Source organism: Acinetobacter sp. 148 (assembly GCF_031196675.1).
Classification (GTDB): domain Bacteria; phylum Pseudomonadota; class Gammaproteobacteria; order Pseudomonadales; family Moraxellaceae; genus Acinetobacter; species Acinetobacter baumannii.
Map to the genome: position 1 here is coordinate 294,934 of NZ_JAVIMT010000085.1, position 13,145 is coordinate 308,078.

The window sequence follows — 13,145 nt, forward strand, 5'->3', positions numbered from 1 at the left end:
CTTCTTTACTACAACTGCTGACCATACCAAGGAGAAAACTGTTTTTGTAACCAACGTAAAAACAGCTCAAAACTAACTGCGACAATCGCAATCACAATAATGCCCAGAATCACCGTATCGGTAATTAAGAACTGTGCTGCCGATTGCACCATAAAACCAATACCACGGTCCGCTGCAACCAACTCTGCTGCAACTAATGTTGACCAGCCCACCCCAAGACCAATACGAATGCCGGTAATAATATGAGGCAAAGCGGTTGGTAAAATGACATGCCAAAAGACTTGTGACTGACTTGCCCCTAATGACAATGCCGCACGTTCACGATTTAGCTGATGGCTTAAAACACCATGTGCACTACTAATGATGACAGGCGCCAAAATCGAGAAGAAAATCAAAAGTACTTTTGTGGTTTCGCCAATACCGAACCAAATTACAAGTAACGGCAAATACGCTAACGGCGGAATTGGACGTAATAATTCAACTAAAGGATCTAGAACAGCGCGAACCCATTTGTTCAGGCCCATCCATAAGCCCAATGGTACGCCAATCACCACGGCAGCAATCAAAGCCAAAAACACACGCGAGATACTAGCGGCCAAGTGTTGCCACAAAGTAGCCTTCATAAAGCCTTCTTGGCTGACCGATATAAATTTTTGCCAGACTGCCTGTGGACTCGGTAAAAACAGTTCAGGTACAACATGCAAAGCAGTAATGAGGAACCAGAGTGCAACTACACTTCCCACACTGATTATGCTGACCGCCAAAGTACGATGCTTCTCAAAAAATAACGATAGAAATGAAGCATTTTCTGTTTGCACATTTAACTCAGGTTTAAGCTCTGCTTTGTCATATTCATAGACGTTATCTTTAGTGTTCACGTAGGTAACGCCTCCTTACCGCTTTGTTTTTGTGCCCTTAAACTTTCAAATAGCTGTTCTCTGAGCTGAATAAATTGAGAATCCGATTTAATTGAGCGAATAGACTCACCCTGACGGTACCGTTGGGCAAAATCGAGGTGTAGAGTTTCTACAATCTTGCCTGGATGCGCTGTCATTAGTACCAGCTGATTGCTGAGTAATAATGCTTCTTCAATGTCATGAGTAATCAAAAAGAAGCTTTTATTTTGTTGAATCCATAAATCGAGCACTAACTGCTGCATGTTTTCACGCGTAAAAGCATCTAATGCGGCAAAAGGTTCATCTAATAAAATAAACGGCGCGTGACTGATCAAAGCTCTGGCAATACCAACACGTTGTTTCATACCACCGGAAAGTTCCCAGATATTGGCTTTTTCAACGTGACTTAAACCCACAATTTTTAAAATTGCACTCACTTGTTTCTCAATCTCTGCACGCTTTAAACCTTTTAACTGCAAAGCGAAGCCAACATTATCTGCAACATTCAACCAAGGAAGTAAGGCGTGATCTTGAAATACAACAGCACGAGTTACATCTGGTCCAGTTACGACTTCATGATTTACAAGCACATCACCAGAACTCGGCTTTTGAAACCCTGCCAAGATATTAAGCAAAGTTGTTTTGCCACAACCCGACTCACCTAAAATCACGGTTAAAGAACCTTCTTCAATGGTTAGGTTAATGTCTTGTAAAACTGGCTTTTGCTGTTTAGGAAAAGTCAGATGAATATGTTTGGCTTCAAGTACACTCATGACAACTCCTTAAGGCTGCAAAAATGAAGAATTCACATTGCCTTTATAATCGGCTTTAAGTTGATCGACTTTGCCCTGACCTTTTAAGAATTTCGCTGTATCAAAAATATTTTGCGCAAATTCACCATCTAACGTTTGTTTTTGCTGAGCGTGGTCAAGGTAAATATTTCCACTTAATAAAAGCGGGATATCTTTTGCATCGGAACCTGTGAGCTGCGCAATTTTTTGCACGTTATCAGCATCTTTAACGTAAGCGGCTGGGTCTTGGTTATATTTTTCGAGTTGCTCAAGTGTGGTTTGGACAAAAGCTTTCAAAAAGTCAGGATTTTTCTCTGCAAAGTCTTTACGTACAACCCATAAGTCATAAGTTGGAGCACCCCATTCACCGACTTGTTTTGAGTCGGTTAAAACCGTACCAGATGCTTTGGCTTTACTTAAAGCAGGTTCCCACACATAGGCAGCATCAATATCACCACGTTCCCAAGCAGCTGAAATTTCAGGTGGACGCAAGTTAATAATTTTTACTTTGTCTTCTGGAATGTTCCAATGTTTAAGTGCAGACAAAAGGCTGTAATGGGTTGTCGAAACAAACGGTACAGCAATGGTTTTGCCAATTAAATCTTGAGGAGTTTTAATGCCTGATTTATTACTCACCACGAGTGCTTCAGATGCACCAAGTTTTGAAGTAATTAAGAATACTTCAATCGGTAAATTACGGCTTGCCGCGGCAGCAAGTGGGCTTGAACCAATATTACCAAGTACCACATCACCTGAAGCAAGCGCATTGACAACATCTGAACCCGCATCAAATTTTTTCCATTGAATAGTACGTTGACTATGTTTTTCATAGTCTCCATTCGCCTGTGCAACTTTGCTTGGGTCAACCCCAGTTTGATAAGCAATCACGACAGGTTTGTTGTCACGAACTGAAGCACTTGTATTATTGTCTTTTTTATTTTGCCATACGATAAATGCAACAATTGCGACTATAACAATTGCCGTGATAATCAACGGTTTGGTCTTCGTGCTCATAATTTCATGATCTTTCAATAATATAAGCTCATGGTATGCAGCTGGCCTTATAATGAAAAATAAAAAAATATGAGTTGCTTATCTGGTTTTTATAAATAACTTTTCTTCATAAGTTTTTATCTTTTGGTAAAAAGCAAATTTCAAGCAAACTTACAGATTAGTGGTAAAATTAAATTACTTATATATCAATAATTAAAAACGATATTCCCAAATCATATGATTAGAAGACCCTGACATCCCCCTTTTAATTATTTTATCCTACTCATATTTCATCATTTTTATTTTTGTCTCTATACCCAGAGTTTTGCATCTAATTAATTTTCGAGATTTTTTATAACGCACAGATTTTTATTATCTTTTTATCTTAAAACTTCTGCAAATATTGAGATTTGGACAAATCTTTTTCTGGTTTATACATGACGCAAATTTAATTTTTATTTTTAAGAGGAGAAAAATTCTTTTGTTTAAGCATTCTCAAATTTTGACAAAAACATTAATTACAACGTCTTTGCTTACATTCAGCCTCTCAAGTCATGCAGCGCTTACCTTTGGCAATGCTGAAGAAGGTGAACTTAAAGTAAGTGGTACTGTTCGGGCTAAATATATTTATGATTTTGACTCTGATCCCACTACCAGTAAATTTTCTTTTAATGACGCGGTCTTATGGTTAGATTACAACTCCCCGAAATGGATTGGCCGCCTAGATTATCGGGTTTATGAATATTATGGACGTTTAGGCGATGCCAATTGGCTCACCGATGCATGGATGGGTTATAAAATTAATGACAACAGTAAAATTATTGCTGGCTTAAACCCCGTTCCTTTTGGCTTGGGCCGCTTTTGGGGAAATACTTATTATTTAGGTATTGCGAATAGTGCTGGTTGGGAAGATGTACACAACCTTGGGGTGAAATATGATTTCAATGATGGAATCAATGAAGCACAACTCGCCTTTTATCCTACCGATGGTGGCACTTATAGAGGTAAAAGCAAAGACTCGAGTCGATTTAGTATCAACCCTGTCAATGCAGATGACTCTGTACCGCAAGGCACTAATACCAAAGAAAAGAACTCGATTGTAGTTCGTGGTGCTCATACCTTTAAGAACGTATTAGGCCAAGAAAATTTCTCTACCCAACTGGGTGCTTCTGCATGGTATTCCACCATTGAAAATAAGCGTTCAGGACAAGATGGCGATCGCCAAGTTTATTCGGTTTTTAGCAATACCAATTATAATCAATGGAATTTACAGCTTTTGGCTGGTTATCAAGACATTGATAATGCCGACACCCAATATAAAAATCATCTGACTTTGGGCGGTTTCGATTATTCATTTAACTCGGCAACCAAAGGTCAGATTTATTCAGCCGAACTGAGCTATTTATTTCCTCAGCAGTTTGGCCCAATTACCTCTGTTCGTCCGTACTTGAACTATAGTTCTTATCGAAAAGAGCAAGATGGCTTCAAAGACTCCACCCGTTTTATTCCCGGCATTGCGTTTAACTATCAAAAATTGACAGTACAAGCGGAGTTGCTGATGGGTAAACACGATCCATATCTAGGAGACAGTGAAGGCCTTGCGGCTGGTGGAAGCAATGATAAATGGAATAAAAAAGCATTTGTGATTTTTGCTTATTACTTCTAATTCTAAAAATAAAGGCCAACATCTGTTGGCCTTTATTTTTATCTAGATATTTATTTTTACTCTAGTCGATTACTGGTGAATTATTGAGAGGAAGTTCTGTTTTATCTTCATCAATAACATCAACATCTTGGGCGGTAGGCTCAAACTTAATTAGTAGTCCAATCACAATTAAAGGAATAAACGCAAAGATAGAAATAATCAGATAAACATCGGTTTTATATCCCGCCATCCAGATCGGTAAAACAAACAAAGCAATCGCTTGAGCAACACCTGTTACCGCACGGTTAAAGCCAACCCCAACGCCACGAATCGAAGCTGGATAAGCCATAGTTGGATAAACCATCATTTGTGCCCCTGGTCCAAAGCCTTCGGCAAAAAGCCACAAACCGAGCATACCAATTGCGGTGTAGAGTAAAAAGCTATTACCGGGTTCACCAATGAATGCCAAAGCAATCAGGGCAATAAACTGGAGTAAAAAGCCTGTAAGCAATACATGACGAGATTTAAATCTGCTGGCAACAAATACCCCTAACAACCCACCCGTAAATGCAAATAGTAAATTAAGTCCAAGCGTGGTGGTAATGGTCGTCAAGACATCGGTATGAAAGAAACGCGTTAAAATAGAAGGTAAAAAGAAAGCAATGGTCGTGTACTGAAATGCCACCGAAATATGAATCACAATGGCCACAATAGTTCTTGGCAAATAGGTTTTATTAAATAAAACTGTAAAACCCTCGCGCTTTTTCTTTTCAGCAGTTCTTTCTACTTTTTCAACTGTAGCGACTGCATGAATTGCATAGGATTCTTGTAGAACTTGAGCTGCACCTTTTAAATCGCCTTGGTTTGCAAGCCAGATTGGTGACTCAGTTAAATATTTACCGCGAATAAAAATAATGAGTAACGCTGGCACTGCTCCAAAAATTAAAGATGCTCGCCATAACCAGTTGCTATGCTCTGGTGGTAAAAGAAAATAAAGCGCCAGAACTAGGCCAAAACACACCGAAGAAGCGGCATACCACATTGGGCACCATGCGGCTAAACGCGCTGCCTTGTTGCTACTACCGTTAAATTTGGAAAACTCAGATAAGTATGACATTGCGACAGGCAAATCAATACCAACACTAATTCCCATAATGAATCTTGCTAAAATCAAAACCCAAACATTTGGTGCAAAGCCCGCGACAATTGCAGCAATAACAAACAGCACCATGTCCGCCATGAAGACCCGATAACGGCCGATTTTATCTGTCAGCCAACCACCAATCAGGTTACCCACAATGGTTCCGCAGACAATTGCTGAAGCCACCACACCAGTCATGACAGGGCTTAAAGAAAACTCTGAGATGACTTGCTCAATACCGAAAGAGAGCGTTGTTAGATCATAGGCATCAATAAATACTCCAATCAGTGCCAACCAAATAACTTTATTCGATTTACCCTTCCCTGCAAATTTGGAAATTAATTGTGAAACATCATCGGGAGATTTAATTTCATAACGGTGGTTATGATCGAGTTCTTGTGTGCTCACTTAATAATTCCTGTATTTTAATCACAGAAACAAAATAATGATTATTCACACCATACAAAAACAAATTAATCTGATGTTTTAATCTAAATTATAGAATTATCTTTTCATTATTAACTCAGCAGTAAAATCGATATAAAAAGAAAAAATTAAAGCTGGCATTAACCAGCTATTTATTTAAAGACTTTCCAAAATATTTAACTCGCCTCAGCAAGTTTTAACTCTTTTAGATTACGATATTTTGCACCTCGGTGATTTTCAGGCAAATATGGCCCAGCACCAAATAATTTTTCTCTTAAAGTTCCTTGTGCATATGAAGTTTGATAAACCCCTCGTTTTTGCAACTCCGGCACAATAAATTCGACCACATCAGCAAAGGTTTGATGCGCCAAAATATAGGCAAGGTTAAAGCCATCGACATCGGTATCTTCAACCCATTGCTCTAGAGCATCCGAAACGGTTTCTGCAGATCCCACCAATACTGGTCCATTACCACCTAAACTGTTCCAGTTTGCAATTTCTTCAATGGTCCAGACACGTTCTGGATCTGCATTTACATAAGAGTCTAATAAAGATTGAATCGCGTTGGTTTGAATATATTCAACTTTATCGGTGGGTTGATATTGTGAAAAATCGACACCAGACCAGCCAGACAGCAATGTTAATGCCCCATCGTAGCTTCCATAGCTTTGATATTCTTTAAACTTAGCCTGTGCTTTTGCATCGGTTTCATCAGTGACAATCGACAAAAGTGCATAAATTTTAACTGAGTACGGATCGCGGCCTTCTTGAGCCAATTTTTGGCGAATGCCCTGCACCACTTTTTTAGTGGCAATTTTAGACGGCGCTGCGATGAATACGCACTCGGCATTTTGACTGGCAAACTTCTGCCCGCGTGAAGATGCGCCTGCTTGATAAAGTACTGGCGTTCGCTGCGGTGATGGCTCACAAATATGGATGCCCGGTACAGTAAAGTATTTACCTTCGTGCTGAATCGGATGCACTTTTTTATGGTCAGCAAAGATACCATTTTCGCGGTCACGAAGTACCGAACCTTCTTCCCAAGAACCTTCCCAAAGTTTGTAAAGGACTTCTAAATACTCATCAGCAATATCATAACGATTGTCATGATTAACCTGAGTTTTTAGGCCCAAGTTTTTCGAACCACTTTCCAAATAAGACGTCACGATATTCCAACCGACTCGCCCTTTGGTTAAATGGTCTAGCGTGCTAATACGTCTAGCAAAAGGATAAGGATGTTCAAAGGAAATAGAAGTCGTGACACCAAAACCCAAGTGCTTTGTGACGGCTGCCATCGCTGGCACAATCTGTAGCGGATCATTGACTGGAACTTGTACTGCACCTGTTAAAGCATGTTCAGCACTTTGATGATAAACGTCATAAATACCAAGCACATCTGCAATAAAAATACCGTCAAAAAAACCACGCTCAAGAATTTGCGCTAAATCTGTCCAATATTCTAAATCTTTATATTCAACAGATCGATCTTGAGGATGCCGCCATAATCCAGGAGATTGGTGGGCAATACAATTCATTTCAAAAGCATTAAAACTAATTCTCTTAGTCATAAAATATCAACCAGCATTTTATTTAATTTTTATACTAAAGCAATTTTTATATTTTCTTTATAATATATACCCCAAACAAAATATGATTTTATTCTAATAGTTTTTTTATAATTTATTTTAAGAAATAAAAATAATATTAAGCCACTCAAAATAGCAGCTTAATATCTAAAACTATAATTTATTGTTTAGCAACTTCACCAATTCGCCATTGATAAGGTGGTAATGTTCCGTTCACACTAAAATCACCTACAATTCGATTTTTAAATACTCTTGGGTTATGTGAAGATAAAGTTCTTACATTACGCCAATATCGATCTAGACCTAAATCTTTGTCTGTTGCAGAAGCACCTAAAGCGTCAAATAAAATCGTGGAAGCATTTAAAATTAGATCGGTAATGACCGTTTGAGACTGCGCACTTTCAAGCTCGGCAAGTGCATTTTGTTCTTCTTCAAGCTGCTCATTATTTTGAAATGCAGCCAAGTAAGCACGCTGTAAGCTTTGTGCAACTTTTTCAACAATCGCTCCTGCACTATAAGCCGCACCACGAATTTGTCCTACTACTTGTAAAATTTGCGGATCCTGTTTTACAAACTGGGAATTCGCATGCGTGTAGTTTCGGGTACGTTTAGCAACAGCTTGAGAAACATCATAGGTTGCAGCACGCCCTAGACCTGTAATGATTGCCAGTTGGACCAGTTGATAGTAAGCCGCTGAATATTTAAAACGGTCATCGTCAGGTAAAATTTCAGCTTCATCAACCAATACATCGTGGAAATATGCCGTACCACTTGCGGTGAGTTGCTGTCCAAAGCCATTCCAGTCATCGACAATTTCGACACCTTCATCTTCACGGCGAACAACAACTGAGCCAGACTCTCCTTTTAAATCTGTTACCCCAACATCCACCCAGTCTGCATATAGGCTCCCTGTGGTGTAGTATTTTTTGCCTTTAACGCGAATTTTTCCATCACTGTCTCGATATAAGTGAGTTTCAAACTGATCGATTGACTCTTTCCCACCTTCAGACCATGCACTACCCACTGTTTCGCCATTGGCAATTCGGTTAAGCCAACGCTGCTGGAATGTCTTATCTTTACTTACCAAGACATCTTCTGTAAAACCAAAATGCACACGCAAAGCTTGCGGTAAGTTTGAGTCGGCCTCTGCAAGTTCAATGAGCAATGCAAATAGTTCAGGAATGGTTGCATCAAAGCCCCCATGAGTTTTTGGAAGTCGTAACCGTGTAAAGCCAATATCTTTGAGCCACTGAAGTTGCTCATACGGCAAAATATGCTGCTGCTCACGGATTAAAGCCCCTTCTTTAATACGGGCAAAAGTCGGTCTGAAGTTACTTGCCAATTCATCATACCGTTCAGAAGGTCCTTCACCCCATACCCGCGAAATGATTGAAGCATGACTTAGTGCAGCGTGAGTTAATGAACCGAGATGATGCTCAAAATTTAAATTTGTCATGTAAGTAAAACCAATATTGCTTTGCTTTTACCATAAAATATTTATTTCACATGAAAACGATTATTTTTTTATAACAGTATTCAATCTTGATATAACACCAACCAAAAGCATGGCATTGCTAAGCAATTTGTTTTTTGTGAAGACTATGCTGACTTTGCAATAAGGTTTGCATATATTCTGAATAGACAGAAAGTTTTTCGAAAATATGCTCTGAGTAAAACATGTCATCAATTAAGTGTGTCATTTGACTGGCAGTAAAGATATCGCATAGGCAGACTAGTGCTGCATTCATTTGAGCAAACAGAGCACATAACTGTACATACGCTTCATCTTTATTTTTAAATAATAATTTACGCATATCCAACTGATCCAAGTCTTTTAGACCCTCATCTTTTACGACTTTTACCCAATGAATTTTTATTTTTAAGAACTGTTCAAGTTGCTTTAACGCTTCTAAATCAAGCTCTAAATGGGTTATTAAAAAGACTGTAGAGATATCACTTCGACACAATGCTTTGATTAAATTTAAATAAATAAAGTCAGTCTCTCCCATCTCCATTAATTCTAAATCTAGATATATTTTTAGGCTTTCTAAAACTTCGTCTACCTTAAATACGGCCTTCTTGTCAGCTTGATAGTATTTATTAAGGATAGTTAGCACAAGTGGAGTCGCCGGGGTTGTATAAATGGCTGCTTTGTTTAAGTTCGCAAAAATAAATGGCGAGAATAGATAAGCCAAACTGCTTTGCTGTGGCTCAATGTGAGACTGAATTAAATACACGGTTTGAGTTTTAGAAAAATCCCTGAGTACTTTCGCTCTAAGTAAGGTTGCTTCAAGGTTCACATAAATCTGTTCCAACTGATCTATTACCAAGGTGGAAATAGACTGATTTTTAATAATTTTATGAATAATGTTCAGTTGAGAAGTGATAAACATTTTTTAACATCCAAGCTATTTTAGAAGCGTTACACTTACACTTAGGTCTTTAAGAAACACGCAACAACCAGACCCTACACAAAACAACAATGGAATAGAAAAGAAGAACACTATCATGTACTTATATAAAATCTAAAACAGCGTTCACATTATGTCTTGAAAGTTGATTTAGGTTGGCGGTAAATCCTGTTCATTTTTATTTTGAACTTTAGAGGACTGGATATATAGCTACAGATGATTGAAAAAAAACTATAGCACGCTATCAAAACACGGTTTAACTGTTATAGTTTTATAAAAAATTTCTGTATCTACATATACAAATACAGTGAGTGCATGATTAAGAAAACTTCTTAAGGTAGGTAGTTTTCATGAAACGATCTATTGCATATCGCCAGATATTTCATCAATGTTTCAATGCAACATGTATTTTTACAAATGCAACATCAAGCCTAAACTTTGTTAACAGATTGAGAACAATCAATCGTTCTATTCTCTTGAAATATCAAGCAATTATGTTGCTTTACCCTGTTGGCACTTTACTTGCTAAGAACATTTATCACAGAAGTAAGCCTAATTGCCAAAGTACTTTTTTGCCTGAAATTAAGTATTTAAATCATTTAATCATCATCAGCTAGTTCACAGGGGGAAAGTTTATGAGCCTCGGTCTAACCGCTTTAGAATTAGCACGAATACAATTTGCTTTTACAGTATCCTTCCATATTATTTTTCCGGCCACCTCTATTGGACTTGCCTGTTTTTTGGCAGTTTTGGAATGGAAATGGTTAAGAACGCAAAACCCTATTTATAAAGATCTATTTAAATACTGGATTAAGATCTTTGCCGTTGCGTTTGGTATGGGAGTTGTTTCCGGTGTCGTGATGAGTTACCAGTTTGGTACCAACTGGAGTGAGTTTTCACGAGTAGCAGGAAGCATTACTGGTCCTTTACTTACCTATGAAGTCTTGAGTGCCTTCTTCTTAGAAGCGGGTTTCTTAGGAATCATGCTATTTGGTTGGGGCCGTGTTGGTCCTAGAGCCCATTTCTTTGCAACGCTTATGGTTGCCATCGGAACATGTATTTCCATGTTCTGGATTTTATCGTCCAATAGCTGGATGCAAACGCCGCAAGGTTTTGCCATCGAAAATGGCATTATTGTGCCAAAAGACTGGCTAGCTATTGTCTTCAACCCGTCCTTCCCTTACCGCTTTGCACATATGGGTGCTGCTGCCTTCTTGGTTTCATCTTTATTGGTAGTGGGGACATCTGCTTGGCACTTGGTGAAAGGCCGTCGTGATGAATTGGTGAAAAAATCATTCTCGATGGGTTTATGGATGGTGCTTGTGACTTCTTGTTTACAAGTGGTGATTGGTGATAACCACGGTTTAAATACTCGTGAGCATCAGCCTGCCAAACTTGCTGCAATGGAAGGTCACTGGGAAACCAATCATAACGAGCCTATGCCGCTACTGTTATTTGCCATTCCGGATATGAAAGAAGAACGAAATCACTTTGAAGTGGGCGTTCCATATTTGGGTAGCTTAATTTTGACTCACAGTTTAGATGGGCAAGTGACTGGCTTAAAAGAATTCGCACCTGAAGACCGTCCAAACTCGACCATTATTTTCTGGAGTTTCCGTGTCATGGTGGGTCTTGGCGTCCTTATGGTCACCTTATCACTCATTGCTCTTTGGTTACGTAAAAGAGGAAAACTGTATGAAACATCATGGTTTCATAAATTTGCTGTAGTGATGGGGCCTGCAGGTTATGTGGCAATGCTGGCTGGGTGGATCACTACCGAAGTAGGCCGTCAACCTTGGGTGGTATATGGCATTATGCGAACCAAAGATGGTTTATCGCATACTGTTTCGGCAGATCAGGTGGGTCTAAGTCTCTTTATTTTTGTGGTGGTGTATACCATCGTTTTTGGTAGTGGAATTTACTACACCTTAAAACTCATTAATAAAGGCCCTGTATTTATCGACACGCCAAATATGGAAGCAGGCGGCGTAGGACACTTTAAAACACCGATGCGTCCACTTAGTGCAGTTGATGAAAATATTGACAGCAAACAAAACTCTAGGGAGAACCGTCATGATTGATCTTTCTTTAATATGGGTCGGTATTATCGGTTTAGGTGTTTTAATTTATGTGGTCATGGATGGCTTTGACTTAGGAATCGGAATTATGTTCCCGTTCATTAAGAATAGCCAAGAACGTGACGTGATGATGAATACCGTCGCTCCTGTCTGGGATGGTAATGAAACCTGGATGGTACTTGGGGGTGCTGGCCTGTATGCAGCCTTCCCGCTAGTCTATTCAACGGTTTTATCTGCGCTCTACCTACCTATTATTTTCATGGTAATTGCCTTAATTTTCCGTGGGGTTGCTTTTGAATTCCGTTTTAAAGCTCATCGGACCAAACACCTTTGGGACTTAGCTTTTATTTGGGGTTCGGTTTTAACGAGCTTCCTCCAAGGGATTATTTTAGGGGCCTATATTCAAGGGATTAAAACCGAAAACGGTATTTTTGCCGGTGGCCCTTTTGACTGGCTTACTGCATTCTCCATTTTCACAGGTATTGGTGTAGTTGCCATGTATGCCACTTTAGGCTGTGGTTGGCTCATTTTAAAAACTGAAAAAGGCTTGCAGCAACGTATGTATGAGCTGATGCCAAAGTTAATTATTGCGCTGCTCATTATCTTTGGTGCCGTCAGTTTATATACGCCGTTAACACACCCCGAAATTGCAGATCGCTGGTTCTCTTTACCAAATCTGTTTTATTTTAGTCCAGTGCCTATTTTGGTCTTACTATTTGTTGGCCTGATTTTATCGGCATGTAAAAAACAGCAAGACCACAAACCATTTATATATACCTTGGCATTGGTCTTCCTTGCCTTTACTGGTTTTGTGATTAGTTTGTGGCCAAATATCATTCCACCATCAGTTACGATTTGGCAAGCGGCAGCGCCTCATTCCAGCCAAATGTTTGCTTTAGTGGGTGCGCTTATTTTGATTCCAATCATTATTACTTACACCATTGTGTCTTACTGGGTATTCCGTGACAAAGTTCGTGTAGGTGATGAAGGTTATCATTAAGGTACAGGGGTGTTATGAAAAAGTCGTCAGTTAAACTCAGTCAAACCCAATGGTTTATTCTGTTATGGCTTGGTGGTTTTTTAGCCTTAGCTGTGATTGCGGGTTTGTTTAAAGTGATATTGATTTATGCTGCCCCTTACTTAAAGTAAACCCATCCTTATAAACAAATGCCGTTTGT

The 13,145-nt window shown here is 39.1% G+C and carries 11 protein-coding genes; 4 read left to right on the forward strand and 7 right to left on the reverse strand.

Translation table 11 applies throughout. The features are described from left to right. Nucleotides 1-8 precede the first annotated feature (8 nt). From tauC to tauA, 3 genes are read right to left on the reverse strand one after another with little or no spacing between them, the layout of a single operon-like run. Complete coding sequence (gene tauC / locus RFX69_RS16785; RefSeq protein ID WP_001092652.1) at nt 9-878, reverse strand: taurine ABC transporter permease TauC; 870 nt, start codon at nt 876-878, stop codon at nt 9-11. Further along, entirely contained in the window at nt 875-1,669 is a 795-nt protein-coding gene (locus RFX69_RS16790) for a taurine ABC transporter ATP-binding protein (protein WP_000114471.1), read from the reverse strand. The genes tauC and RFX69_RS16790 overlap by 4 nt, the downstream gene beginning before the upstream one ends. 9 nt (nt 1,670-1,678) lie before the next feature. Beyond that, nucleotides 1,679-2,719 carry a taurine ABC transporter substrate-binding protein gene (gene tauA, locus RFX69_RS16795; protein WP_000651495.1) on the reverse strand — a complete coding sequence of 347 codons (1,041 nt, stop codon included), beginning with the start codon at nt 2,717-2,719 and terminating at the stop codon, nt 1,679-1,681. Nucleotides 2,720-3,161: 442 nt separating this feature from the next. Between tauA and RFX69_RS16800 the strand changes: the two genes are divergently transcribed. Further along, nucleotides 3,162-4,346, forward strand: a complete 1,185-nt coding sequence (locus RFX69_RS16800; protein WP_228414285.1) for a hypothetical protein — start codon at nt 3,162-3,164, stop codon at nt 4,344-4,346. A gap of 61 nt (nt 4,347-4,407) precedes the next feature. On the opposite strand, the gene RFX69_RS16805 is transcribed toward RFX69_RS16800, so the two are convergent. The 4 genes from RFX69_RS16805 to RFX69_RS16820 all read right to left on the reverse strand — a co-directional run bounded on the left by RFX69_RS16805 (nt 4,408) and on the right by RFX69_RS16820 (nt 9,871). After that, on the reverse strand, nt 4,408-5,874 hold the full coding sequence (locus RFX69_RS16805) for an MFS transporter (protein WP_000107054.1): 1,467 nt from the start codon (nt 5,872-5,874) through the stop codon (nt 4,408-4,410). Between the two features lie 194 nt (nt 5,875-6,068). Beyond that, nucleotides 6,069-7,460 carry an LLM class flavin-dependent oxidoreductase gene (locus tag RFX69_RS16810; RefSeq protein WP_079548475.1) on the reverse strand — a complete coding sequence of 464 codons (1,392 nt, stop codon included), beginning with the start codon at nt 7,458-7,460 and terminating at the stop codon, nt 6,069-6,071. A gap of 178 nt (nt 7,461-7,638) precedes the next feature. Then, on the reverse strand, nt 7,639-8,934 hold the full coding sequence (locus RFX69_RS16815) for an acyl-CoA dehydrogenase family protein (RefSeq protein WP_289332431.1): 1,296 nt from the start codon (nt 8,932-8,934) through the stop codon (nt 7,639-7,641). A gap of 118 nt (nt 8,935-9,052) precedes the next feature. Beyond that, a complete protein-coding gene (locus RFX69_RS16820) occupies nt 9,053-9,871 on the reverse strand; it encodes a hypothetical protein (protein WP_289332430.1) in 819 nt (272 codons plus the stop codon). 653 nt (nt 9,872-10,524) lie between these two features. On the opposite strand from RFX69_RS16820, the gene RFX69_RS16825 reads away from it, so the two are divergent. The 3 genes from RFX69_RS16825 to RFX69_RS16835 are packed head-to-tail and all read left to right on the forward strand — an operon-like array spanning nt 10,525 to nt 13,116. Further along, nucleotides 10,525-11,970 (forward strand): cytochrome ubiquinol oxidase subunit I, encoded by a 1,446-nt coding sequence (locus tag RFX69_RS16825; RefSeq protein ID WP_289332429.1) that lies wholly within the window; start codon nt 10,525-10,527, stop codon nt 11,968-11,970. Then, nucleotides 11,963-12,967: a cytochrome d ubiquinol oxidase subunit II gene (gene cydB, locus RFX69_RS16830; protein WP_000566431.1), complete on the forward strand. Its 1,005-nt coding sequence runs from the start codon at nt 11,963-11,965 to the stop codon at nt 12,965-12,967. The genes RFX69_RS16825 and cydB overlap by 8 nt, the downstream gene beginning before the upstream one ends. 14 nt (nt 12,968-12,981) lie before the next feature. Continuing rightward, nucleotides 12,982-13,116: a hypothetical protein gene (locus RFX69_RS16835; RefSeq protein WP_000749814.1), complete on the forward strand. Its 135-nt coding sequence runs from the start codon at nt 12,982-12,984 to the stop codon at nt 13,114-13,116. Nucleotides 13,117-13,145: the final 29 nt, after the last annotated feature.